The organism is Clostridium chrysemydis, assembly GCF_015234215.1.
GTDB classification, from domain to species: domain Bacteria; phylum Bacillota; class Clostridia; order Clostridiales; family Clostridiaceae; genus Clostridium; species Clostridium chrysemydis.
Genome location: NZ_JADEKP010000001.1, coordinates 1,428,345 through 1,451,697 on the forward strand (window position 1 = coordinate 1,428,345; position 23,353 = coordinate 1,451,697).

The 23,353-nt window shown below is 30.0% G+C and carries 30 protein-coding genes and 1 tRNA gene; 1 reads left to right on the forward strand and 30 read right to left on the reverse strand.

The genetic code is table 11. The features are described 5' to 3' along the window. Nucleotide 1: 1 nt before the first annotated feature. The 14 genes from INR60_RS07190 to INR60_RS07255 all read right to left on the reverse strand — a co-directional run bounded on the left by INR60_RS07190 (nt 2) and on the right by INR60_RS07255 (nt 13,108). Entirely contained in the window at nt 2-4,699 is a 4,698-nt protein-coding gene (locus INR60_RS07190) for a phage tail spike protein (RefSeq protein WP_194190795.1), read from the reverse strand. A gap of 15 nt (nt 4,700-4,714) precedes the next feature. Continuing rightward, the gene (locus INR60_RS07195; protein ID WP_194190796.1) at nt 4,715-4,936 is read right to left on the reverse strand and encodes a hypothetical protein; all 222 of its coding nucleotides are present in this window, start codon (nt 4,934-4,936) and stop codon (nt 4,715-4,717) included. A 22-nt stretch (nt 4,937-4,958) separates the two neighbouring features. Continuing rightward, nucleotides 4,959-5,228, reverse strand: coding sequence for a hypothetical protein (locus INR60_RS07200; RefSeq protein ID WP_194190797.1), 270 nt, complete (start codon nt 5,226-5,228; stop codon nt 4,959-4,961). 15 nt (nt 5,229-5,243) lie between these two features. Then, nucleotides 5,244-5,939, reverse strand: coding sequence for a phage distal tail protein (locus INR60_RS07205; protein ID WP_194190798.1), 696 nt, complete (start codon nt 5,937-5,939; stop codon nt 5,244-5,246). Beyond that, nucleotides 5,939-8,962, reverse strand: a complete 3,024-nt coding sequence (locus INR60_RS07210; protein WP_194190799.1) for a phage tail tape measure protein — start codon at nt 8,960-8,962, stop codon at nt 5,939-5,941. Before INR60_RS07210 ends, INR60_RS07205 begins: the two co-directional genes overlap by 1 nt. A 3-nt stretch (nt 8,963-8,965) precedes the next feature. Continuing rightward, the gene (locus INR60_RS17305) at nt 8,966-9,109 is read right to left on the reverse strand and encodes a hypothetical protein (protein ID WP_238480399.1); all 144 of its coding nucleotides are present in this window, start codon (nt 9,107-9,109) and stop codon (nt 8,966-8,968) included. A 176-nt stretch (nt 9,110-9,285) separates the two neighbouring features. Then, nucleotides 9,286-9,588 (reverse strand): hypothetical protein, encoded by a 303-nt coding sequence (locus INR60_RS07220; protein WP_194190800.1) that lies wholly within the window; start codon nt 9,586-9,588, stop codon nt 9,286-9,288. Nucleotides 9,589-9,599: 11 nt separating this feature from the next. Next, nucleotides 9,600-10,169 carry a hypothetical protein gene (locus INR60_RS07225; protein WP_194190801.1) on the reverse strand — a complete coding sequence of 190 codons (570 nt, stop codon included), beginning with the start codon at nt 10,167-10,169 and terminating at the stop codon, nt 9,600-9,602. After that, entirely contained in the window at nt 10,162-10,377 is a 216-nt protein-coding gene (locus INR60_RS07230) for a hypothetical protein (RefSeq protein ID WP_194190802.1), read from the reverse strand. The genes INR60_RS07225 and INR60_RS07230 overlap by 8 nt, the downstream gene beginning before the upstream one ends. 167 nt (nt 10,378-10,544) lie before the next feature. Next, on the reverse strand, nt 10,545-10,964 hold the full coding sequence (locus tag INR60_RS07235; protein ID WP_194190803.1) for an HK97 gp10 family phage protein: 420 nt from the start codon (nt 10,962-10,964) through the stop codon (nt 10,545-10,547). Further along, on the reverse strand, nt 10,957-11,268 hold the full coding sequence (locus INR60_RS07240) for a hypothetical protein (protein ID WP_194190804.1): 312 nt from the start codon (nt 11,266-11,268) through the stop codon (nt 10,957-10,959). The genes INR60_RS07235 and INR60_RS07240 overlap by 8 nt, the downstream gene beginning before the upstream one ends. Before the next feature lie 11 nt (nt 11,269-11,279). Continuing rightward, a complete protein-coding gene (locus tag INR60_RS07245; protein ID WP_338015003.1) occupies nt 11,280-11,591 on the reverse strand; it encodes a phage head-tail connector protein in 312 nt (103 codons plus the stop codon). A gap of 37 nt (nt 11,592-11,628) precedes the next feature. Further along, complete coding sequence (locus tag INR60_RS07250; RefSeq protein ID WP_194190805.1) at nt 11,629-12,471, reverse strand: N4-gp56 family major capsid protein; 843 nt, start codon at nt 12,469-12,471, stop codon at nt 11,629-11,631. A gap of 16 nt (nt 12,472-12,487) precedes the next feature. Beyond that, the gene (locus INR60_RS07255) at nt 12,488-13,108 is read right to left on the reverse strand and encodes a phage scaffolding protein (RefSeq protein WP_194190806.1); all 621 of its coding nucleotides are present in this window, start codon (nt 13,106-13,108) and stop codon (nt 12,488-12,490) included. 315 nt (nt 13,109-13,423) lie between these two features. Here INR60_RS07255 and INR60_RS07260 point away from each other — a divergent pair, with 315 nt between their 5' ends. Further along, on the forward strand, nt 13,424-13,663 hold the full coding sequence (locus tag INR60_RS07260) for a DUF1883 domain-containing protein (RefSeq protein WP_194190807.1): 240 nt from the start codon (nt 13,424-13,426) through the stop codon (nt 13,661-13,663). Nucleotides 13,664-13,677: 14 nt separating this feature from the next. On the opposite strand, the gene INR60_RS07265 is transcribed toward INR60_RS07260, so the two are convergent. The 16 genes from INR60_RS07265 to INR60_RS17525 all read right to left on the reverse strand — a co-directional run bounded on the left by INR60_RS07265 (nt 13,678) and on the right by INR60_RS17525 (nt 23,191). Beyond that, complete coding sequence (locus INR60_RS07265) at nt 13,678-13,851, reverse strand: hypothetical protein (RefSeq protein WP_194190808.1); 174 nt, start codon at nt 13,849-13,851, stop codon at nt 13,678-13,680. A gap of 3 nt (nt 13,852-13,854) precedes the next feature. Further along, a complete protein-coding gene (locus tag INR60_RS07270) occupies nt 13,855-14,007 on the reverse strand; it encodes a hypothetical protein (protein ID WP_194190809.1) in 153 nt (50 codons plus the stop codon). A 211-nt stretch (nt 14,008-14,218) separates the two neighbouring features. Further along, a complete protein-coding gene (locus INR60_RS07275; RefSeq protein ID WP_194190810.1) occupies nt 14,219-14,551 on the reverse strand; it encodes a hypothetical protein in 333 nt (110 codons plus the stop codon). 89 nt (nt 14,552-14,640) lie between these two features. Beyond that, nucleotides 14,641-14,889: a hypothetical protein gene (locus tag INR60_RS07280; protein WP_194190988.1), complete on the reverse strand. Its 249-nt coding sequence runs from the start codon at nt 14,887-14,889 to the stop codon at nt 14,641-14,643. Nucleotides 14,890-14,973: 84 nt separating this feature from the next. Next, on the reverse strand, nt 14,974-15,198 hold the full coding sequence (locus INR60_RS07285; protein WP_194190811.1) for a hypothetical protein: 225 nt from the start codon (nt 15,196-15,198) through the stop codon (nt 14,974-14,976). Nucleotides 15,199-15,219: 21 nt separating this feature from the next. Then, nucleotides 15,220-16,389 (reverse strand): minor capsid protein, encoded by a 1,170-nt coding sequence (locus tag INR60_RS07290; RefSeq protein WP_194190812.1) that lies wholly within the window; start codon nt 16,387-16,389, stop codon nt 15,220-15,222. Next, nucleotides 16,379-17,824, reverse strand: coding sequence for a phage portal protein (locus tag INR60_RS07295; RefSeq protein WP_194190813.1), 1,446 nt, complete (start codon nt 17,822-17,824; stop codon nt 16,379-16,381). The genes INR60_RS07290 and INR60_RS07295 overlap by 11 nt, the downstream gene beginning before the upstream one ends. Nucleotides 17,825-17,839: 15 nt before the next feature. Continuing rightward, nucleotides 17,840-19,126 (reverse strand): PBSX family phage terminase large subunit, encoded by a 1,287-nt coding sequence (locus tag INR60_RS07300; RefSeq protein WP_194190814.1) that lies wholly within the window; start codon nt 19,124-19,126, stop codon nt 17,840-17,842. Then, the gene (locus INR60_RS07305; RefSeq protein WP_194190815.1) at nt 19,113-19,970 is read right to left on the reverse strand and encodes a terminase small subunit; all 858 of its coding nucleotides are present in this window, start codon (nt 19,968-19,970) and stop codon (nt 19,113-19,115) included. The genes INR60_RS07300 and INR60_RS07305 overlap by 14 nt, the downstream gene beginning before the upstream one ends. Before the next feature lie 15 nt (nt 19,971-19,985). Beyond that, nucleotides 19,986-20,819 carry a hypothetical protein gene (locus INR60_RS07310; RefSeq protein WP_194190816.1) on the reverse strand — a complete coding sequence of 278 codons (834 nt, stop codon included), beginning with the start codon at nt 20,817-20,819 and terminating at the stop codon, nt 19,986-19,988. 118 nt (nt 20,820-20,937) lie between these two features. Beyond that, nucleotides 20,938-21,032 (reverse strand) — tRNA-Ser (locus INR60_RS07315). A 150-nt stretch (nt 21,033-21,182) separates the two neighbouring features. Next, entirely contained in the window at nt 21,183-21,845 is a 663-nt protein-coding gene (locus INR60_RS07320; protein ID WP_194190817.1) for a hypothetical protein, read from the reverse strand. 77 nt (nt 21,846-21,922) lie between these two features. Then, nucleotides 21,923-22,390: a DUF722 domain-containing protein gene (locus INR60_RS07325; RefSeq protein ID WP_194190818.1), complete on the reverse strand. Its 468-nt coding sequence runs from the start codon at nt 22,388-22,390 to the stop codon at nt 21,923-21,925. A gap of 9 nt (nt 22,391-22,399) precedes the next feature. Further along, on the reverse strand, nt 22,400-22,837 hold the full coding sequence (locus INR60_RS07330) for a hypothetical protein (RefSeq protein WP_194190819.1): 438 nt from the start codon (nt 22,835-22,837) through the stop codon (nt 22,400-22,402). A 2-nt stretch (nt 22,838-22,839) separates the two neighbouring features. After that, on the reverse strand, nt 22,840-23,028 hold the full coding sequence (locus tag INR60_RS07335; RefSeq protein ID WP_194190820.1) for a hypothetical protein: 189 nt from the start codon (nt 23,026-23,028) through the stop codon (nt 22,840-22,842). A gap of 31 nt (nt 23,029-23,059) precedes the next feature. Beyond that, nucleotides 23,060-23,191 (reverse strand): hypothetical protein, encoded by a 132-nt coding sequence (locus INR60_RS17525; protein ID WP_274380433.1) that lies wholly within the window; start codon nt 23,189-23,191, stop codon nt 23,060-23,062. Nucleotides 23,192-23,353 lie beyond the last annotated feature (162 nt).

Sequence of the window (23,353 nt, forward strand, 5' to 3'; positions counted from 1 at the left end):
TCTAAGCTATAGCTATCCAAACTACGTTCGCCTTACCTCGCCATTGAGGATTGCTTTCTTTATTTGGATTCCTAACCATTACACTCATTTTAACTTCAAACCAACCTTCATTTTTGTTTTGTCTAGTAAGTTCTGTATTAACAGCAAATAAACAATCCGTAGGGTTTGCAGGGAATACGTTACCTGTCCACCACCCTATCTCATACTCTTTACCTCTGAAAACCTCTGGTAGCCATATTCTAACTGTTTGTCCACTATTAACTTTATCCACACTACCTCTTGCCATTAAACAATGATAAGGGTGTTTCATACCATTTTTCCACCACTCGAAACCTTCTTTACCCATTTGGATATATGAATTGTCTGAATAATTACATATAAGCTTATTTTCATCAAGTTTCATTGTACTTCCGTACACTTCGTAATTGTTAGGTTGAAATGCTTGCGCAAGGTCACCCTCACATAACATTATCTGAGTGAAGAAGCAGTATCCGTCCTTCCTACAAGCACCTATCGTTAAGTCGATATGCGAATTTTTAAGTTTTTCTACATTACCTCCTGTAGTGAAATGTAATTCAACTCTACACCAAGCATTCTCACTTTTTCCTCCTCCATACTTATCTTTTTCAATTTTTTTATGTGCAATCCATCCAAAGTCTTTGTCATATATATGGACATGTGCTTCTGACCTATGCGCCGCTACTAATCCAGTTAGGGTATATTTAGTATTAGGTTTTAATTTTATATCTTGTCTTACTGCATATTCCCCATACTCATTAGTATTATTCTGACCTCGTATCACTAAAGCATTAGTCCCTGTTAATATCCATTCTGACCAATCACCCCAAGACGTATAAGAAGTTCCATTTCCGTTAAAACTATATGCTATGTCATACCATATGTTTTCATCTATGCCAACCGTATTAAACATAGAATCTTTTATAATATTATTTCCACCATACCCCTTTTCCACTTTCCATTTAAAATTATTGGAATTCTGTTTGTACTCTGTAAATTCATTTTTAGTTACTGCATTTTGAACTTGTCCATTTAATGTGTTAACCCTACTTTCTGTATTAGAAACTCTATTTGTTATTCCACTAAGATCTGCTGTAATAGTTGTAACTCTATTATTTACATTAGTTACTTCCTGCTTTGTTGCTTTGCCATTGAGTGTTGTTTCTATGCTATTAGTTTTTGAACTCACACTATTAATACTTGCTTGTAAACTATTTGTTTTTTGAGTTAATTCACTTGATACATTGTTTATTTTTGTATCAACAAGCTTAACACTATCAACTACTAACTTATCAACATCTTCTGGCGCAAGTGATAAATCTGTTGCCTTCATGCCTTTTTCTATTTTAATCCATTCTATAGTAGATTCTCCAATGTCTGTTGAATACATTTGGTATACACATACATTACTATTATTTGCAGTAAAACTTCCAATTTTATTAGTCCATTTAAATGTTTTTGTATATATTCCATTGGCATTTTTGTCGTTATTATTTAAAGTAGCTAATACTACATTTCCACCTGAATTATAAATTCCCCATTGCTTACGCTTAAGATCCCCTTTGATAGAAATTGTGTAATGCTCTCCATTAACAAAACAACTTAATTTTGATAGATAATATCTTTTAATCATATAGTCATTATTTTTCACAAATTGTTTTGAATCTAATAATAAATTTCTTCCACCTATTTCAATAGCATTTATAGATTTATCTATATCTGATTGAGAAACTTTAGTATTAATACTATCTGATAAAATACTTAAGTTACTTTCTAAATTATGCACTTTATTGTTAACTGTACTTATCTGTGCATTAGTATAGTTTTTAACTATATCTAAATTAGAATTTATCTTATTATTTAAATCTCTATTTATATTGCTTACATTTGCTGTAATGCTTTGTGTTTTGGAATTTAAATCTTTAACACCTGCTTCTATGCTATTTGTTTTTTGAGTTAAATTACTTTCCACAGTTGATATTTTTTCATTAGTTTCAATAATTTCAATTGCATTTGATTGAGATAACTGTATAAATTTCTTTTTTTTAATTTCTTCTTCTACTTCTTTTGTAATTGTTCTAGGAGCTGGAGCATAAAACTCATAGTTTGGTTCATAAAAGCCAATCATTTCTTTGTTATAAGCTATTTGTGGTATTGAAGGCTTGGGCATTCCTTCTTTTAATGGTAATTCACCATCTAGAGGCTGGTCTGAATATATGTGATATATTGCCCCTTTTTCTCCTCCACCTCTGAGAAATAAAGCAAAAGCCATATTAGAAGCACAATTAACCGCACCAGCGAACATCCTTGAATATTCTTCTTCCAAATCACAAATATTCCATGAATAACTTGCTCCACCCCAACCACCAAAGTTTGCACTTATTAGTAGTGATAATCCTCCGTGATGTGTTGATAAGTTAGGATTCCATTCAGAAGGTGCTTGTTCGTTATAACTCCTGCTTACACAAATATTTCTTTTTATATTTTGATTACCACCTTTTATTATGACTGGATAATATAAATTATCCTCTCCATATATAACAATATCTTTTTTAAATGCATATCCGTAATTTTCAGTATTATATTTAATTACAGTATTATCTACATCAGCTTGAGATACTTTAGAAGATATCTGACCTTTAAGCAAATTTAACTCCGTAGTAGCTTTACTTAAATTACTATTAGTAGTTGAAATATTATTGTTTATTGCATTAATACTATTAGTATAAGTTTGAGTATCTACTTTTAATTTAATAGCATTATCTAAAGCTTTTATCGTAGCTCTCTGACTTGATAGTTCTTTAGAATTATTGGTAATAGTATTCTTTTGAGTAGATAGTTCTACATCTAAGCTCCTATCCCCTACTTGAACTCTTGTGCCATTAATAGATTCTGTTGCTCCATTTACTTGCCTTACAATAGAGTTTTTATCAAATTTACTGGCATTTAAACTATTATCATCAGCTTTGTTAAATCCATCTGTTATTCCAGCCTTTGTTAAGCCCTCTTCAGTTAATAATACTGTTTGTCCATCTGACCCTCTTAATGTTAATGATGCTCTATTGTTATCATTAATGCCTAACATTATTCTTTCAAATAATTTATTATTTACATCATCAAAAATCTGTAGTTTATTACCTAATATTTTAAGGCGACCTTGCGGTCCACATACAGTAACTAAACTTGTATCTAATGTTCCTGCTCTCATTTTATTAGCATTTAGGGAACTAATCTGTGCATCTCCTATAGCTCCATCTGCTATAATTCCACTTCCTGCTACTATAGAATTAGCCTTGAAATTATTTGCTGTAAGATTTCCTGCTAAAAGATTATCTATGCTAGCTGTTTTACTTTCTAAAACACTTATTTTTCCGCTTGCTGCATTTAAATCTGTGATAGTTGCCTTATTAGCTTCTAAGTTTGCTACTTTAATATTTGTAGATGTTAAATCAGTTATATTGGCTTTAGTAGATTCTAGTGTACCTATTCTTGCAGTTACTGCATTAAGGTTTTGTATATCGGCTTTTCCTACCTTTAGTGTTTCTATTTCTGCATATACCGCCTTTAAATTAGTAACCTTAATTACATTAGCTTCAAAATCTTCTATTTGCTTAGTAGAAATAGAATCTATTGTACTTCCTTTTAGTGTTCCGTTATCTGTTGTAACATTATCTATTGTTTCTCCAATTTCATCTACTTTTAATTTTTCATTATCTAAGTTAAGAGATTTATTAGCTAACTCTACAGTATCTTTGCTATGATCTTGCGGATACTCTTTAATTTTAACTATTCTTTGTTTTTCTTTAACATTCTTTTGTCTAGAAATAAGTGTTACTGTATCACCTAATCCATAATCAAGAATATCTTTATATTCTTCATTGATTTTTGCCAGATTAGATATAAGAGCTATGTAGCTTTTATATGGAATACACATACTATTTAATTTTCTAAGCGCATCTTCTTTTAAACTCTGTGGATTTGTATATCTTTCATCCTTCCAAAAATAAGTTAATGTTTTAGATGAATACTTTTTATTTTCTAAATATCCAACCCCGCCATTTACACTTTCTATAGTTAAACCATTCTTACCTTGTGGAACTATTCTTGTATAAAAATCATAACTATTACTCTGAACCTGTAGGGCCTTTAAATTCAAACTGTCTATAAAATAGATACCTCTATCACTACCAAGAATATCATAAATGTAAATAACTTTATTTAGAGTATCATATCTAATATCTACTCCATATACTTTTTTAACATCCTTAAGTATATTCCAACTATTAGTTGCAACTTTTCTTATGGTCCTTTTTATGTTCTTTGTATAGTTATCTATGTTTATAATCCATCCTGTTCCAACTACAGCAAGATTTAGAGCATTTAATAAAGGTTGCTCTTTACTATCAAATCTATCAAAAAAGTTTCCTGTTAAGTTCTCAACATTGAGTTTACAAACATATGAATCCATTTCATTAACTTTAGCTTTTGTCTTTACTACAAACTCATCATATCTAGTTCTTATATAAGTTTCTTCCTCAATTTCATTGTTAAATATATCATCACTTGGATATAAAAAAGAGAGTGTTTTATCTCCACTCTCCAGAACGCTTTCTACACAAATATTTTTGCATTTATTTAGTAATGCAATTTTTCTGTTGTTTTTATCAAATAATTGTAGCATAGTCTAACCGCCTTTCTATTTAAGGTCTACTGTTAGACCTCCATCTGCTAATTTTTGAATATATATTTCTCCACCTGCTACTGCTAACTTCTTTATTATTTCTCCTTTAGATACAACTTGAATTATATAATTTCCTTCTTCAAATGTTGGCTTTGGTTCCTGCTGATCTTGATTAACTTCTTTATAATCTACATCTATTGCCCTTTGTTTTTTATTATAGTTTCTTTTTTTACTCATTCCTTTTACCTACTTTCCTTAATTAAAATACAAAACAATTTAAACCTTTAGCTACTTCTACAGCTTTAGTTCTAAACTTTTGAACTTCTTCTGATACTTGTTGGCTATTTGCTAAAAATAACTCTTGATTAGTTACATAGGTTTGAATATTAGCTACACTATTTTCACCTAAATTACATTGTATAGTCATAACCTGTTGATTCATTCCATTAGCTTCAACATTTATAACTCCACTTAAATTTGTTGTTTCTTTTATATCGCTTGATACTTTTGTTACAGTTTCATTTGTCATTTTTATTCCTTCTTTCTAAATATATCTATTTTTATACTTAATTTTTATATTGCACGTATCTTTGTTAACTCTTATGTTATTAGTACCTGAAACTAAAAAAGGAAACTCCCAGAAGTCAGTATCACCAAATTTATTTTTACCTTCTTCTAAAACAGTTCCTTTAATACTATCTATTATTACTTTTTTATTAGCTTTAAGATTTTTTATAATCAACGTATCATTAAATCCACTAATTGAAATATCTATTGTATCCCATAATGGTAATATCTCTATAATACAAGGTGCCTTTTCATTTCCTTTAACATCAATGCTCTTAAATGTTTCTCTATTCATTTCTACTGTTAATTCTTTACTAAGCTTGAAAGTAGATTTAAAGTTTAGTGTTAATTCATATAGTATTTTGCTTACTAATTTTTCTTGATGTTTTTCTAAAGAAATATTATAAGCAAATTCTAAATCACTAAATTTCAATTCTCCCTTTTTGCATAAAGTTACTATTTCACTTATTTTAAATAAATTATCTTCCTCATTCTTTCCTTCAATAAGTAGTTTAACCGTAATAGCACTATAACCTTCTTTTTGTTTATTTATATGAGGATCAAAAGAATCTTCAAGCCATTCCTCATATGTTACTATGTTACAAGCTTGAATATCTCTGCCAGTCATAATAGCATTAAATTTTTCTAATATATCAATACCATTTACGAGCATTACCTAACCCCCTTTAATTTAACAGCTGCTTGATTCATAAAATAATCAATATCACTGCTATCTCTAAAATTATAATTACCATTGAAATTTACAGTAGTACTTGTTGTATTATTACTATTACTATATTTAGTATTCTCATCAGCTGTCATTACTCTCTCACCTTTGTGTAGACGAGTTAAATAACCGTCATAAGGAACATAATCAAGCCCATTGTAATCAAATCCTCTTGGCCCTTTTCCTCCACCCCCACTAAAACTAACCCCAGTTAATGGATTTTTATTAATAAAAAGTTGCATATCTTGATATTGTGTTCTTATACCACTAAATAAACCTCCAGGAATTGAAACACTAGGCGTAATTTTAGCTCTTTCAATTTCGTCCTTCTTTCTAAAATAGGATGTAACTATAGGTTGAAATGATTTACCATTTTTAAGTTCCTCTTTTATTTGTTCTTTTGCTTTAATAGGATTTCCTATTATTTCGTCTGTAGTTTCATCCCACATCGCAGTTATTCTTCCAGTTGCTTCATCTACTTCAACATAACAATTTTTCATTCCTTTAGTTGTTTTATCATAAACTTGATAATATCCTGTTTCTGTTATTTTCTCTAAATCTCTATAGTATTCTTGTTGCCTTCCAACACGTTTTTGGTTTTGTTTTTCTTCTTGAGTAAGTATCTTCCCGTTAGCTGTATTGATGTAATCTTGTAATTCTGGATATTTTTTTAATGCTGTATCTATAAAGCCTTTGTATTTTTCTTTTTCTTTACCTATACTATCTTTTTTTAGCTGCTCTAGTTTTGCAATTTGTTCATCTGCTGCTTTTTTTTCTATATCATTCATTTCATTTTTGTTTAATTTAAGTTCTTCTATCTGTTTATCATAATATACACTAACTCTGTTTAACTCTTTATCTCTTGCTGTTGCCTTTTCTTCTAATAATTTACTTAAGCCATTCATATCTAAATTCTTCATTCTAGCATTAAAGTCAGCTTGTGCAGCTAAAAGCTCTTGTTTATTTTTAACAGTATTATTTAAATCTATGTTAGCTGCTTCTTGTGTTAATTTTTGTATTTCTGCTAGTTCTTCTTGTTTTAGATCTCTACCTTCTTTAGCTGCCTTTTCTAAAATAGCATTAATCTTTTTCTGCTTTTCATTAATAGCTTTAATTTGTTTATTTTCTGATTTACTGAAAAACTTCATAAGCGTTTTTTCGTTTTCATCTAGCTTATTATCATCAGCCTTAAATGCTTCTGCCATTGCTTTCTGAGTTTCTGGAGCTCTCTTTTTAATTTTCTCTTTAGTTTCTTTAAACAGAGTATCAGTTCTTTTCTTTAATGAATCTATTTGTTTTCTAGTTATCACTCCATCTATTCCGTTAGAGTGTTCAAATTCAAAGTTTAAATTGGCAAACTTTTCAGATGTTTCAGTAAGAGCCTTTTGTGTTTCTGGACTTATCTTGTCTGACCATTCCTTATGTTTAATGTTCATTTTGTCCATTTCTTCAACAGTTAACGCAGTTTGACCGTGTAATGCTAACATTGCATTTCCCATAAAACCTAATTCTTCTTTCGATTTAAGGCAACTACTGTTCATTACCTCAGTATTCTTGGTAACTAAATATATTCCACCTGCTACTGCTCCAGCTACCGCAACTAAAGGTAGTGCCACAGTACTTAATGCACCAAATCCAATTGCTGCACCTCCTGCTGCTGTTCCTGCTCCTGCTGTTGCAACTCCCGCTGCGCTAACTAAAGGAGTTAATTTGCTGAATAGACTTATACCTTTTCCAACTGTAGACATAACTGGACCTGCTGCGACTGCAAATAACCCCATCTTTAAAATCATTTCTTGGGTTTCTGGACTTAATTCACTAAATTTATCTGCTAATGCTCCAATATCCTCTGCCACACTTTTAATAGCAGGTGCTGCTACTTGCAATGCTTTAATGCTTGCAGTTTCTAAAGCACCAAAAGCCTGTTCTATAGATGCTTTAGTATTATCTTGCATAGTTCTTGCCATTTCACTTGCTGCACCATCACAATTTTTAAGGTTATTAGTAAGGTCCTGTATACCTTCTTTACCGTTTTGCATTAATACTGTCATCCCACTTAATGCTTCAGTACCAAATATTGTTGCTATTGTATTTTGCTTTTGTTCATCAGTAAGCTTTTTAGTCTTATCATTTAATTCACCCATCATAGTAGATAATGGTTTCATTTTCCCATTAGCATCATATGCAGTAAATCCTATTCTTTCCATAGCTGCTGCCATAGCATCACTAGGCTTTGCTAATCTTGCTAAAGCTCCTCTTAAAGTAGTTCCAGCTTGGCTGCCTTTAATACCTGCATTAGCCATTAATCCAATAGCCGCTGTTACTTCTTCTAAACTTAATCCTGCTGCTCTAGCACTAGGTGCAACATATTTCATAGCTTCACCAGTATCTTTTACCGCTGCATTTGTGTCTGCTGCATTTTTTGCCAATACATCTGCAACGTGTCCTGCCTGTTTTGCTTCTAATCCAAATCCTCTAAGAGTTGATGCTGCTATTTCTGAACTTGTTGCTAAATCTTCTCCACTAGATGCTGCTAAATCTAAAAGTCCCGGCATAGCTTGGGTAATTTCATTAACACTAAATCCTGCACTTGCTAAGTTTTCCATACCTAAAGCACATTCACTAGCACTAAAAGCTGTACTTTGACCTAAACTTAACGCTTGGTCCTCTAGTAATTTAAATTCATCACCAGTAGCTCCACTTATAGCTTTTACTCTAGACATTTCAGCTTCAAAATCCATACCTGTTTTAGCTGCAATTCCTCCTACTGCCATAAGTGGTAATGAAACGTGAGTAGTTAGTTTACCGCCAACTTTTTCTAATCCTCCACCTATCTTATTTAGCCTTGATGTAGCATTATTTGCTGTTTTCTCTCCACGCTCTTCAACTTTATCCATAGCACTATTGAATTGGTCTAATTTAGCGTTAACTTCTACTAATAACGGTGCTAATTCAATTCCATTAGCCATAATCTAACTACCTCCTTTCATTGCCTTAAATTCTCTGATTTTTGTATAATCTGCTTCTGTTCTAGTAAGCCCCCACAATGTTTCTAAGAACTCTCTACCTTTTTCGCTTTGTTTTAGTCCATATATCCACGCTTCTTTTGAGTACAATAAAAAAAGTGAATATGACAAGCTATAAACTTCATTGAAATTTAAGCCTGTATACTCACTTATTGTTTTTATGTTTGCAGTTATATTGATATATTTTATGTCATTCTCCCATTCTTCTGTTGGAAAGTACTTTTCTACTATAAGCTTTCCTATTTTCCCTTCTGGAATGGGAGTTCTTAGTTTGGGTTTGCTTCTACTCCTGTTATTGTATCTATCAGTAATTTAGATAATGCAGTAACACCCTTACTAGACATAGCCATAATATCTCTTTCTGTAAACTTCTTGCTATCAACATTGTTATTCAGAAATTCTAGTAAAATATCATTTTGTGATTTTACAGGATCATTGCTCTTATCTAATCCGTTAAAGAACTTCTTTGTTTTTATAACTAAAGAATAGGTAGGCTCTTTAACCCCTACCACCTCTCCATTTATCTTTATATCTAAAGTACTATTGTTTATTAAATCTAAATCTAACATCTATGTCCTCCTTATTGCTGTGGTGTTTCTTTATTTGGTGCTGGTGTAATCTCGGCATCTTCCATTTCTTCTTCAAATACTGCAAGAAAGTTTTTAATTTTCTCTATTCCTTGGATTTCAGCATTTATTGAAGTTTCCTTCTCTGCAAAATCTAATCCAAAACCATTACCACCTTGACCTATCATAGTAAATCTTAATTTCTTACCATTATCTTTTTCATGTACAAATCTTAATAGTATTGGTTTTAGGGCTCCACCGCCACCAAAAGTAAGTTTTCTAACTTTCATTTCTATATCTTCTTTAAATGTTGCTGTTGATAATAAAGCTAACTTTGATAAATCCCAACTTATTATTCCTGTCTTTGCACTTATCTGTTCATCAGTAATAAATGACTTTACCACCCTACCATATTGGTTCTTAACATCATATTTCTTAGGTTTGTAATCAATCTTAAATCCACTATTACAATACCCAACATTATTTTCTTCTGTTTCTATTGCTTTATCTTCTGATATAGTATCGCCTGTAAATTCATGCATAAATATTTCACCAGAACCTAAAATTATTTCATCTTTATTCATTTACTTCTTCCCTCCATTTAATTATAAAAATAACGCTATTCTCAATCATCTGTAGATCATCTCTGAATAACGTTCCTCCTCCACTTCTTGTGGCTTTAAATATTATATTTTTATACTTCTTAAACTTATCATCACTTTCTTTATTTATAAATATCTTCTCTAAGTATTTCTCTATAACTTTCACTTCATCATAATCATCCCAAATCACCTTTATTTCTAATTGTGTTTGGTTTACATAATCTTTAGTAATCTGTGAATAACTATATACTAGAGAAGGCTTAGAAATATCTGTAGTTAGTAATGGGAAAAATCTATTTTCCCCAACTAATTTAATTAATTCTTTATTAGTATTTAAGTACTCTATAATTGTATTTTCTATCTCAATCCCTCCCCTAATATTATTTGTATCTTATCTATATTCTTAACCTTAGCATTTTCTAGGAATGGTTGTGGCTTTTGTCCTACTGTTTCATGCCATCCTTTATATTTACCACCTTCTACTTTATACTTCCAAGGCGTTTTCCTTCCATCACCATTTACTGCATATATACCTGTACCTTGGTGAACATAAGGAGCATATTCTAAATTACTTGCTACATAACCATTTACTGAACTCATATTATGAAGTGTTCTAAAAAATATACTAGCTCTTAATATACCCATATCTACTGGACAGTTTTTAACAGCTTCCCTTTTAATAAGTAAGCAACATTTATTGATGTTTTTTCTTAGTTGCATATTCATTTTAGCTTTTGCTTCTTTACAACTATTTTTAAACTCTTCGTTATTAGACATTTTCTATCACCTTCAAGAAAACTTGATTTAATCTTCCTTGTGGATTTACTCCTGTTATGGTATAAATCTTTTCCCCATCCTTTAACCTGTTCTTAGAGGTAACACTCTTATTGAACGTTAACCCTATGTGAGTACTTTCGTTCCATTTAGCATTATTAGTATTAACTCTACTATCTGTCTCATAAATTGCAATTAAAATAGGTTCTTTAAAATCTATCCAATTATCTTTTCTAGCTCCAGAAGGTTTCATAATTTCTTTATTTTCTTGTAATATAAGTTTTCTCATTTCTGAATTTATACTCATACTCTCACCACCTACGGAAGCTTTCTACAACTTCTTAATTTCTTTGTTATATCTTTAGGAAAGCCATCAATATAACTTGTACTAACTCCACTAAAGCTTTCTGAACTTATTCCCTCTGTTCCTAGCCTATTGCATTTAATAATTACTAATTCAATTAATGAACCCTCTAAACTTGGTGGAATGTCTTCTCTATGAATATAGGCTTTTATTTCTTCTTGAGTTTCTTCAATAAGATCATTGATTAATTCATCCGATTGATTAGCTGCTGAATTACTTCTTCTTTTTATTTTTTCTAATAAAACCTTAATATCTATATTGATCACCTTCTTAAATTAAAATAGAGAGGTTTTACCCTCTCTTCTATGCTTGTGGTTGTGTTTGTGGTTCAACCTCTTTTATTTTTTCTGCTGTTATTAATTTTACACATTTAGATTCATCTCTTAAGTATGCTACGTAATGTTCTGTTGCGTAGTATTCTGATGTTGCTTTACCTGCAATTCTATCTTCTTCTATTTTTGTTACTTTAGCTAATTTAATTCCAAGAGCGCCTGTTTTAACAATTATATTTTCATATTTACCATTTTTAACTTTAATCTTCTTTGATACTGCTACTTGGCAACCTCCCCATTCACCAATTACGCCACTTATCATTCTCTTTTCTCCCATTTCAGTTGGTTTAATAAAATCTGGATCTTTTAATATAGTTGTCTTTTGTTTAGGTGATATAAATAATAATGCTAATTCTTCTTCTTCATCATTGAAAGCACCTTTGCCATCAACTATTGAATAGTAATTTATTAATGCATCTGATTTATCTACGCTTACTTTTGTAGTTTGTAATGCAGTTAGACAATCACTGTCAACTTTATCTAATATAGATTTTTCTAATTGTGCCTTACCTTCTGTAACAACTTCTTCACCTCTAACAACTACATCTTCATCCAGCATTTTAATACCTTTACCAGCTTTAGATACTGTTACTTCTTGACTAGTCATACTTAAATCTGAAATTGGAATTTGTTCTCCCGGTTTAACATTAACAGCTTCTCCTATATATCCATACTTTCCTACAACTATTGTATCCCCTGCAACTTTAGTTAAAGTGTTATCTACTTTAGCTAATGGAGCAAACTTTAATTTAGCTGGGAGACTTGCTCCAATAACCTCCCCCATTACCTTTACATTTAATAAATCGTTTGCCATAAAAATTCCTCACTTTCTATTTCATTATTTCTTCATACTGTTCTGGATTGTCATTTGCAAATTTACTTTGCGCATAGAAATCCATCTTTAAAAACTCTTCTTTTGTTACTGTTGTTTGAGTTGCTTTACTATCTGGATTAGGTGGCGTTTTCCCTCCAAGAGTTACTTCAAATAAATCTTTATAAGTTTCTTTACAAGATTTTATTTGTTCATCTAATCCTGTTACTGTACCATCCTCATTTATTACTAGCTTATCTCTATCAATCTTGCTAGATAATAAATCTGAATGTTTTGCTTTAGCTTTAGTTAATGCATTACTAATAGCACTATCTAAAGTTAAATTTCTTATCTTTGTTTCACTATCAGTTTTTAAAGTCTTGATAGTATCTTCATGCTGCTTAATAGTCTTTTGTAATTCCTCATTATCAGCATTATTTTTCTTTAGATCTTTGATTGTGTTATTAGCAGTTTTAATCTGCTCGTCTAAATCTTCTTTCTGACCTTTTAATTTGTTATACCTATCCTCTGCATTTTCAAGAGTAGTAGTATAAATCTTTTCTTTCTTCATTGCTCCCATAACTGATTTTATTTGTTCATCAGTTAAACCTTGGGCTTTTAATAATTCTTCTAAATTCATTTTTTATTCCCTCCAATCTTAATTAAATATAAGTGCAACAATTAAAGATGCAATAACCGATACTATTACAGTTACAATATCCTCTATCAATTCTTTTTTCTTATTCCTTAGCATATTTCATTCCTCCTATATTTACGCTTTTATACGAGTATGCTTCTCTAATATAGTCACTTATTTCTTCTTTAACGCCGTGAATAAAGCTAAAAAAGGCATAATAAAAAGCCTTAGTTTCCTAAGACTTATAAATTCTTTGTAAATTTTTAGCATTTTATAAGTATTTTTGTAGTACAATCATTATGAAAGGAGGTGTTGATTATGTCACAAATACCATATTGTGATAGTACAGGGCGTTTATCAGTTGAAGTCCATCTAAGTTACGCTGCTGATGTATTTCTTGTTGATAGAATCAACTTTCAAAGATATCAGTCTGGTCAAGACTTTGATTATTTCGGAGGACATTATTCAAAAACACCTGTTACTATTTCAGTTGTAGGCTCAGGTAGATGGTATCTTATAGTTGTCGGTGGAGGACACTATAAATATCGTTTCTATTAGCCCAAATAAGCTACCTAGTTTTCTAGGTAGTCCATTTTCAAATTAGCATTATCCTCCATAAAATTATACACTTTTTGCATAGCTTCCTTTGTATTTGTTATAGTCATTCCTTTTACTTTTATAGAATTAAGTACTTCTTCAACAAATTTCTCTTCTTCTAATTTAACAATTACCTTCTTTTTATTCATATTTTATTCCTCCTCAAATTTTTTTCTTAATCTTTGCATTTCTGCTTTTGTTTCCTGTTGTGACCTTATAGCTCTATCGTATCTTTCTTTATTCTTTGAAGCAGTTCCGTCAGTTTCTCTCCACCTGTTAAATAACTTTGTCGTTCTCTCTTGCATCTTTTCAATTCTACTACTTAAGTAATAGGCTATATACTTCTTCCCACAATTAGGACAAATAAAGTAAACTCTTCTTATATCACCCTTAACTTTTTCTATTTTTTGATTTGGCTCAAATTCGAAATTTCATTTATCACATTTAGCTAACATAATTATTCCTCCTCAAATTTAGGTATAATAAAAGCACTTACTATAATTTAAGTAAGTGCTTTTATCTTAAAACTTTAATTAAAACTTCTTTATATAATTGTCTTAGTGTAACATCTTTCAAATTTAACTTTAAATCATTATTTTCATAATCCAAAAGCCCTACATCAGGCAAGCAATCTTCTTTATCAATTACTTTTAATAGTTTATCAGCTCCATTAACTGCAACAGCATATATATTTTCTTCTGTCTCTTCATCAACATCAATTAATACTTCAAAACCTTCGTATGGTGTTACAAATTCATCTAAAACATTAGGTTTTCTTTCTATTATACAAGTTGCTTCTATATATCCAACTGAATCTTCTACACTAAATCCAAATATTTGTTTTCCCATATAATATTCCAACTTTCTAATTTATTTTCAGCTAATTTTCACTTGGATAATATGCTGGTATTATACAGTCAGGAGTTTTTATTTAATAGTCACTTCTCTATCAATTCCCAATTGCGAACACCTTTTTTTAAATCTAAAGTGTATTTTTTACTACAACTATTACATAATATATTTACATCATGCTCTCTAAAACCTGGTGTATAATCATGTTCTTCTACAATTTTTCCTTTTCCACAAGGGCATTCATACTCTAACACTTCAACATCTGAACACATATTATCGATATCAATATCTTTTGGACTTCTTGAACTTGGTTTTTCAATTAATTTTGTTCTCATAAAATCACCTCTTCAGTATAATTTTACCATATATAATTATTCTTTCAAATAAAAAACATCCACTTATTAATTATGTAGATGCTCTTAATAATTTAATTCAATTTTATCTACTATTGTTCCTAATGATTTACCTTCTATTTTCCATTCTTTAAGCATATCATCATATTCTTTAAATAACTCTGATTTATCATCATCATAACACCCAACATTAAATCCATCATTCAATAAGAATATATAATATTCTCTTCCATTATAGAAAAAAGACGTATCATTTATTTCAACAAAATCTTTTAATTCTTCTCTTGTCATAAAATCACTTCCTTACCTTTATTATAATATATCCTTATTTAACTTTCTATCTTTACTGCTTAATTCTTTGGTAATTCTCTTACATTTTCCTTCTTTATCCCAACTATATTTATGGCAATGTTCTCCGTTCTTTCCATATGGATGTAACTTAGGTGCTCCGTGTGGTCCAGAATGAACTTGTTTTGCCATCATACCATCTTTGTTATAATAAGTTCTATCTATTTGCCTAATTCCTTTTTTAATAGAATCAGTTTCTATTACTGAATATGGTTTATGTTGTCTAGGAATACTAAAGTGTTCTCCTTTATGGTCCTCGGTTATTTTTATAGTTCCATCATCATTAAACTTATATCCTTCATTACTTCTTCTATTGAACTCATTATTAATATCTTCTTTAGCTGTATCATGGTCTTTTAATGCATCTACATTATCTACTACTGGTAAGTAAGTACACCTACAATTAGCATGAAGTGGCAAACTAGGTCTATCATTCATTTTATAAATATTACCGTGCTTAACTCCACATCTAGGGCAAGTCCTTTCATCTGATGCAGCCCATAACTGAACTTCCTTACATCCTGCATCTTCATAAGCTTTAAAACTACTCTCGTTCAGATAGTGCATTGTTTCTGTTCTTACTAATCTATGAGTTTCATTAAACCCTTTATTCATTCTATTGTTAAGTTGAATAACCATTTCTGTTACTGTCTTACCTTGCTGCAATCCTGTTGTAAGTATCTCATTCATATTCATAGCTAAAACTTTAGTATTCTTCCAAAGTCTTTCTGAATAGTTACTACCTAACCAAGGTATATTAAGCATTTCTTCCATAAGTTTTGTATTAGGCATTGAAAAATCTATTTGTCCTAATGCTTCCATAGTAGCCTTATAGTTCTTACTGAAACCTTCATACATATTCTTTTTACCAAAGTTCTCTACACTTGAACCAAGCTCTTTAATAATAGAATTCATATTGTTCTGTAGGTTTGTGAGCCTATTATACTTATGCATATCACTTAATGTAGGTGTAGATGATTGTATCTTCTCTGTAAGCTTGTATAACTCTTCTGATATATCATTACTAGCTTCTTCATACATTTCTAATAATGATCTGTTCTTTTCTTCTAGTGAATTGTATAAATTCCAAGTAGGTTCTGCTACTCTCTTTTCCCAGTACTCACTATTCTTCATCACCTTCACCTACTTTTTTATTAGGTAATGGTATCTTATCAAAGTTTATTCCAAACTCTTCTTTTTCTTTATCAAGTTGTTCCTGCTCTGCTACTGGATCTTTAACCCAAGGATGATTAGACATTATAGTTTTATTACTAATTACTCCTTTACTATTAACACAATTACTAATAGTTTCAGTTTCATTAATCTTAATATTCTTATTAAATATGAGTTCTACTGGTACATCTTTATATGAGCCCTGACTACTCTCACTTAAATATATGTTTATAAAATACAATAACTCCTTAAAAGCTTTCTTAAATAAAACTTCTAAAGAGTTACATTTTAAATCAATTCCACTATATAAGAATTTAAGAGCTATACCACTTGGTGAACTACCAAACTTATCAAGGTCTTTATTTACTCCTTGGCCACACTCATTAATATCTCTTTTTAATTGTTCAAAGTGTACTTTCATAGCTTCTACATCCATAGTAGGGTTAAGGACATCTACACCACCTTCTTCTACATCATCAATAAGAATTGACCTATAGTAGTTCATATTGTCCATAAACTCTCCTATATCTTCTCCCCCATAGCCTTTAAGTACAAATATAAGATTCTTAACTTCTTCAATGAAGTTAGCTACATCTGATCTGCTTAAATCATAATTATCAACTAAGCTCTTTATAAACTTAATATCGCCTTTTTCTATCCTATTATTTTTGAAGGGTATAAAGGGTATCTTATTCCAAACAGCATAATTCCCATCTTTTAAATAGTGTCCTATATTGCCCTCAATATTTAAATACTTCTCTGAATCTAGTAATATCTGTTCCCCATCTTTGACATAATAATCTACTTTATCTGGATACCATAACTCTATTTTAGTTACTGTTTTCTTTTCAGTACCTTCATATACCAAAACATCATAAAGTCTTATTAGTCTATCTAAACTCTTATGCCTTCTATCCTTCCATATAGGTATTACCTGTTCACTAGGAATAACCATATAATCAAGTTTACCTTCTTCATTGACAAATATATGTAGCCATCCTAACCCCTTGTTAGAAGCTTCATATCCAAGCTCATTAAGTATATCTAAGAAGTCCTCTCCTAAGGTCCAATCAAGTTTATTTATATATTCTTCATTATCACTCTTAAGCGTATATTCTTTGCCTAAAAGATAATTTACTTTTTCATCTACTAGGTTCTTGTAAAAGGCGTGTGCTAGTTTATTATTAGCCTTATACTTTAACTCTTCTTCTCCACCTTTTTCAGTAGGTCTTGTTATCTTCCTTTGGAATATATCATTGTCTACTTCATAGTACATTTCACCAGTTAGCATTAAGCTTCTGTTATTTGAACCTATAAACTCATTAATCTCTTCGCCTAACCATTGAATAGTATTCATAGGTCCATCTGCTGGAACTGGCTTACCTAATCCAAACATCTTAACTCCTCCTTTCTATTTCTTGAATCCTTTTAATCCTCCACCCTTTAAGTTAGATACTTCATAATCATCTAATCCGTACCATATTGCACTTAATGTATGAGGATCTATATTAAATTCATCTTCTATGATTTCTCCATCTTTATCCTCTTTATAAGTTAAGTCCTGTAATTCCTCAATAGTGTTTATACAAGTATCAGCACATATTATCTTATGGAATCTCTTAACCTTCTTAGTGTATTGAGCTCTTGAACCTTTAAACTTCTTACAGGGTTTCATTCTAAATCCTTCTTGCTTATAGAATTTAATAGCTTTCGGTTCTGCACAATCTGCTTTGATTACTTCTCTAGTATCTTTAAACTCTTTAATATCTTCTGCTATTTGTGGGTCTGTTTTATCTCTTGTGTAATACTCCCAATATATATAAAGTATCTTTTTATCGTGGTCTACTACCATTCTAATTAATGCATTGTATGAAGTAACAAATCCAAAGTCCATCCCATTCTTTAATAGTGGTTTCTTTATATGCTTTATTTCATCCATTACTTTGTTATGCTGCATAACTTCAAATTGTGGGAATACTAACTTACCATTGACTCCAAACCTTCCTTTACGTGCAATACGCCATAAGTCAGCATCATGTAATTTAAGTTCATCTAACTGCTCTATGTAATCTTTAGGCGCAAAAAAATTATCATCAACTGTTGAGTGATGATAATAAGTGTTTTTGATTATTATATTTTTCTTTACATATAGCTCTTCATCATTCAATACAAAGAAGCGTTCTCTTTTATCTTGAAAGAAATGTTTATAAGACCAATTAGCCTTTGAAACTGGGTTAGTAGATAAAATTATATGATTACTTAGTAATGGATGTCTTAATCTTCCTAATAGTTCTTTAAATCCTGCATATTTAACTTCTGAACATTCTTCTATCCATATTATAGATACACCATTAATAGACTTTAATTTAGCTGGCTTATCCATCCCTTTAAATATTATCTTACTCCCATTAGGAAACTTTACTTGCATAGGTGAAGATATAAATTTCATACTATCGTGTACACCCATACATATAGCAACTTCTTCTAATAAATCAAAACAAGAATCTCTTATAGTGTCAAAGACTTCTCTTACTACTAATGCTTTTCTTTTCTCTTCTAATAGCTTCTTAATAAGCTTTATGGCTACGTGATAACTCTTAGAGCTTCCATATCCTCCAACTAAGAAATAAAACTTAGAATCCCAATCATCTATAAAATCATAAAACCTATCATTAACTGCAAAATCAACTGTTGCCATTTCTTTCACTCGCCTTTACAAAATTAATAGTTATTGGTTCTATATCTTTTTTATTTACTTTAGCCTTTAATACTTCAAGTTCTGCCTTTTGTTTATCTGTTGCTATATTCATATGGTCCGATAACCATTGAAGAGCTTTCATCTTATCCTGTAGCTTAATCTTAACTCCATCTTTACCCTCTGATACTTCTTGTAATATGCTTGTATCTAGTTCTTTACTATCATTAAGCTCTACTACATTATATTCAAAGTAATCTTGCTCTCCTGTGTCTGGATTAATAACTGGAATATCCTCACCATCACTATTTACAGTCCATTTATTTTTACGCTGCTTCTTAAAAGATAAGTAATCTCCTATATCACTAAAAGCTATATCCATATACTTCTGAAATATATCTTCTTCACTTAATAATGCTTGATTAAGTTTATGCTGCTTTAACTTCTTTATCTCTGCTTTTACCTTAGTGTTTCTTAGTAAGTTATATCCATTAACCATTGCAGTTTCATAACTACATCCATAAGCTTTTTGATATGCCTTAGTAGCATTGAACTTCTTTATATAATAAATGCAAAAGAGCCTTTGCTTATCCGTAAGTTCAGTATTCTTTAATACCTCTTTTACTTCCTCTGCAATAGGCTCTTTCTTATTTACTTTTTTATTATTCTGATTAAGCGAACGTTCATTATTTTTATCCGAACGTTCACTATCCCAGTTATATGTTTTCTTCCATCTTCGTACTGTGCTAGATGGTATATTTAATTCTTTTGATATATCTACTAACTTATAACCTTGCTTATACAATTCATAAGCTTTACTTACTTTTTCATTTGGTGCTCTTGCCACCTATCACCACCTCACTTACTTAATTATATAATCTCTTATTCCAGTACTTGCAAAATTAATATATTCTGATTTTGCAGTTTCTTTATTATCATAATCTACCGTTACATTATATCCATCATTAGGGTAAATTACTTGTGCTCCATAGCTACTCTTAGGAAATTCTATTTTTAATTCTGAATCATTAAGTAGCTTATTTTTTACATGTTCATTCTCATATTTTGTTTTTTCTTGTTTATTCAAACTATCTTTTAATGATATTAATTCAGAATACATCATAGTTAACATTCCCTTTTCATCTAATGTCTCCGAATTATTCATATTATCTGCAGCTGATTTTATATTTAATATTTTTATTAGTGAATTTGCATCAATACCTTCTTTATGATTTTTATATGTTTCTATAATTCTATCTGATATATTTTTTTGGTCTTCAATAACGTTTCTGTACGACAATCCTTTATCATATTTGTAAGTGTTTATATTCCCAACATCAAATATTTCTCCCGGATTATGATCTCCTAATAATACTACTGGCTTATCAAATGCTTGTCTAATTCCTAGTTCATACAGAACATTGGGATTTTTGGAACTTAAATCACAAATTGCCATCGGTGCATCAATTAATGCCTTTATTATTTCTAAATGTATTACATTACTTGATTTATTTTCATCAACCCTATATGCTTCAAATCCAGCCTTTTCAATTGCAGGTTTAAATACATCTTCGTATACTAATTGAAAATGTCCAGTTTCATAATCACTATTATCACTTATAGGCATAATTACAAAACATTTCTCTTTAGCTTGCTTTTCTATTTCTTTATTTTGCTCTATTTTTTTATTTGTCATTATAATCACCTCACAATTAATTATAAGGTAAAGTTTTACATAATACAAAAAGAATCTAGCCGAAACTAGATTCTTTACTGAATGTTTAAAATCCCTACCGAGGTTAATAATGAGAACGTGGTGGAAAGTAAGAGATTTGAACTCTTGCTAGATGCTTTTAACACCTACTAACAATTTAGCAAACTGCCCTCTTAACCACTTGAGTAACTTTCCATATGGTAGCAACTTAATGCTACCTTTTTATAGAACAAAAGGGTATGATACTTTGAGATTTATGAAAACTTATGTTAAGCCTGTCCTCATATATAGAATACTACAAATAAACGGTACTATGTTGGTAGTATTATGGTAGAAAAGCGGTAGTTATTTTAAATAATCCTTTTTCTTATTATGCTCATAATTTCTTATTTTTCTATCTATGTTCTTTATAATCCACTTTTCATTTGTTGAGTATTCATCATCTTCTACTATTTTGTCCTTAAAAAAATATCGAGTTTTTGTTAAAATAAACCATGCAATAATACTAACTCCAAATACTTTTGCTATTGCCCAGATAGAAACTCCCCCATTAGCACCAAAAATTTTTAATATAAGAATTGTTACACTGTATACCATCGGTATTAAACATAAAAATATAATTAATAGATATAAAAATAGATATATTATATCAGCAAACCTAGATAGTTTAAACATTGTATTCATAACACTATTTTTTTCAGATGGAAAGTTACATTTATAATCTTCTATTAAAACCTTATGTAGTTTTACATCATCATTATGATCAATCAAATACCTAACATAGGGTGGTATATAGTAATCCTCATATGTATAATGTTCATTAATAAATCTTACAGGTTTAATATCTCCATTTTTCTTATATCTCTCAATATACAAAGCTAATACACCCTCAAAATATTTTTTCTTAACGGATTTATACTCTACATACTCTTTATCGAAATAAAGAAATAGAAATGCAAAGATAGCACCTATAGGTGCCCAGTTTTTTAGTTGTTCTAAATAATCCATTTTAATCCTCCTAAACTATATTATTACATTATATTTTCGAGAATTATTTGATTTAATTTATTTCTAATTTGTAAATTTCAAAATATTGTTTGTTGTATATATGGATTATAGAAAACAGTATCTGAAATCTTTTTAATTGATATGCTTCTTAAATCCTTTCTGCAATATTCTTGACTATACTTAAGTACAAATGCTATTTGATTCCAACTTAATGACCTTTTATTTATATATCTCAATTCAACTAACTTTCTTTCTTCATCATTTAAACCTTGAACTGCGCCATCAATTCTACGTTTTAAAGTTATCTTTTTAGATAAATCATCTCTTAATACCTTTAATTCCTTTTCTCTTTCTAATATTTCATTTTCTACTGAAGAACTAAATTTGTTAGTAGATTGTGTTCTTTCTTCATATCCAATAGCTCCACAACCTTTATAGGATTCCTCTATATCCTTAATCTCTGCTTTTAACAGCTCTATTCTCAAAGCTAAATTATTATAGTCATATAAAATAGCTTCTGTTTTCTTAAATAAATCTTTATCCATAAATACCTCCTATTGTTTTAATTCTATTGCAGCACTAAGAGCATCCATTCCTGCATCATCATTTTTAGGTTTCTTAGTCCTACATTTTTCTAATTTTCTATGAAAGTTATATTCTGCTCCAGTTTCCATAACTTGTATTAAGTAATTCACTTCATCTAATTTATATTCAAATCTTAATTTATTTAACTGATCCTCTGGAATGTTATCTTCAATATCCTTCTTAAAGTTAATTAAAGCTTCCAAAATCACAACCATTTGTTTATATGGCACTCTAATATGCTTTTCTTCTCCTGTAACCATATTAAAGTCAAATACAGTATTATTAAGATTTTCATTATCCGAATCTGTGTTTATTATTTTCTTAACCTTTTTAAACTTACCCTTTTGTGCTTCATTCTTCTTTACATCTTCAACAAAATCAAAAGCACTCACTTGTCCATATTTCACTTTCAGCACTTCCTTGCACTTTTCTTTAGTGGTCCATAAAATACATTATCAATAAAGATAATATAATTATTCTCTTTTTCCATATAAAGCTCGTGTATACTTCCCTTAGTCAAAAGAGGATGTAACTTACTACAATCATCTTTTAATTCAACCTTAGGTTTATCAAAAATACTTATTTGTCCTTCTAACATATCCTTTACCTTTTCTGCCTATTGCAAATATCTAACCTTTAATAATTCTTTCATATAACTCTTCAACACTATGTTCGTATGGTCTAAAATTGTTTCCAAAAACCTTCATACAAACATCTGCCCTATTACAGCCATTATTATCAATACAAATTCCATTACTCAACAAACAATCTCCTTGTATCTCTTTAATAAACTCTACAATCTTCCTATTCACTTTGTTCACTTTCTTTCTTTGTAATTTTTTGCTATTACGAACTAGATTTAAATAAAAAAATACCGTATATTCTACTCTGAATAATACGGTATTTAAATCATATTTATTGTT

Excerpts from the sequence above, each read along its gene's own strand:
- INR60_RS07190 (WP_194190795.1), bottom strand. The coding sequence starts at position 4,699 with ATGCTACAATTATTTGATAAAAACAACAGAAAAATTGCATTACTAAAT.
- INR60_RS07195 (WP_194190796.1), bottom strand. The coding sequence starts at position 4,936 with ATGAGTAAAAAAAGAAACTATAATAAAAAACAAAGGGCAATAGATGTA.
- INR60_RS07200 (WP_194190797.1), bottom strand. The coding sequence starts at position 5,228 with ATGACAAATGAAACTGTAACAAAAGTATCAAGCGATATAAAAGAAACA.
- INR60_RS07205 (WP_194190798.1), bottom strand. The coding sequence starts at position 5,939 with ATGCTCGTAAATGGTATTGATATATTAGAAAAATTTAATGCTATTATG.
- INR60_RS07210 (WP_194190799.1), bottom strand. The coding sequence starts at position 8,962 with ATGGCTAATGGAATTGAATTAGCACCGTTATTAGTAGAAGTTAACGCT.
- INR60_RS07220 (WP_194190800.1), bottom strand. The coding sequence starts at position 9,588 with ATGTTAGATTTAGATTTAATAAACAATAGTACTTTAGATATAAAGATA.
- INR60_RS07225 (WP_194190801.1), bottom strand. The coding sequence starts at position 10,169 with ATGAATAAAGATGAAATAATTTTAGGTTCTGGTGAAATATTTATGCAT.
- INR60_RS07235 (WP_194190803.1), bottom strand. The coding sequence starts at position 10,964 with ATGTCTAATAACGAAGAGTTTAAAAATAGTTGTAAAGAAGCAAAAGCT.
- INR60_RS07240 (WP_194190804.1), bottom strand. The coding sequence starts at position 11,268 with ATGAGTATAAATTCAGAAATGAGAAAACTTATATTACAAGAAAATAAA.
- INR60_RS07250 (WP_194190805.1), bottom strand. The coding sequence starts at position 12,471 with ATGGCAAACGATTTATTAAATGTAAAGGTAATGGGGGAGGTTATTGGA.
- INR60_RS07255 (WP_194190806.1), bottom strand. The coding sequence starts at position 13,108 with ATGAATTTAGAAGAATTATTAAAAGCCCAAGGTTTAACTGATGAACAA.
- INR60_RS07260 (WP_194190807.1), top strand. The coding sequence starts at position 13,424 with ATGTCACAAATACCATATTGTGATAGTACAGGGCGTTTATCAGTTGAA.
- INR60_RS07265 (WP_194190808.1), bottom strand. The coding sequence starts at position 13,851 with ATGAATAAAAAGAAGGTAATTGTTAAATTAGAAGAAGAGAAATTTGTT.
- INR60_RS07270 (WP_194190809.1), bottom strand. The coding sequence starts at position 14,007 with ATGCAAGAGAGAACGACAAAGTTATTTAACAGGTGGAGAGAAACTGAC.
- INR60_RS07275 (WP_194190810.1), bottom strand. The coding sequence starts at position 14,551 with ATGGGAAAACAAATATTTGGATTTAGTGTAGAAGATTCAGTTGGATAT.
- INR60_RS07280 (WP_194190988.1), bottom strand. The coding sequence starts at position 14,889 with ATGAGAACAAAATTAATTGAAAAACCAAGTTCAAGAAGTCCAAAAGAT.
- INR60_RS07285 (WP_194190811.1), bottom strand. The coding sequence starts at position 15,198 with ATGACAAGAGAAGAATTAAAAGATTTTGTTGAAATAAATGATACGTCT.
- INR60_RS07290 (WP_194190812.1), bottom strand. The coding sequence starts at position 16,389 with ATGAAGAATAGTGAGTACTGGGAAAAGAGAGTAGCAGAACCTACTTGG.
- INR60_RS07295 (WP_194190813.1), bottom strand. The coding sequence starts at position 17,824 with ATGTTTGGATTAGGTAAGCCAGTTCCAGCAGATGGACCTATGAATACT.
- INR60_RS07300 (WP_194190814.1), bottom strand. The coding sequence starts at position 19,126 with ATGGCAACAGTTGATTTTGCAGTTAATGATAGGTTTTATGATTTTATA.
- INR60_RS07310 (WP_194190816.1), bottom strand. The coding sequence starts at position 20,819 with ATGACAAATAAAAAAATAGAGCAAAATAAAGAAATAGAAAAGCAAGCT.
- INR60_RS07320 (WP_194190817.1), bottom strand. The coding sequence starts at position 21,845 with ATGGATTATTTAGAACAACTAAAAAACTGGGCACCTATAGGTGCTATC.
- INR60_RS07325 (WP_194190818.1), bottom strand. The coding sequence starts at position 22,390 with ATGGATAAAGATTTATTTAAGAAAACAGAAGCTATTTTATATGACTAT.
- INR60_RS07335 (WP_194190820.1), bottom strand. The coding sequence starts at position 23,028 with ATGTTAGAAGGACAAATAAGTATTTTTGATAAACCTAAGGTTGAATTA.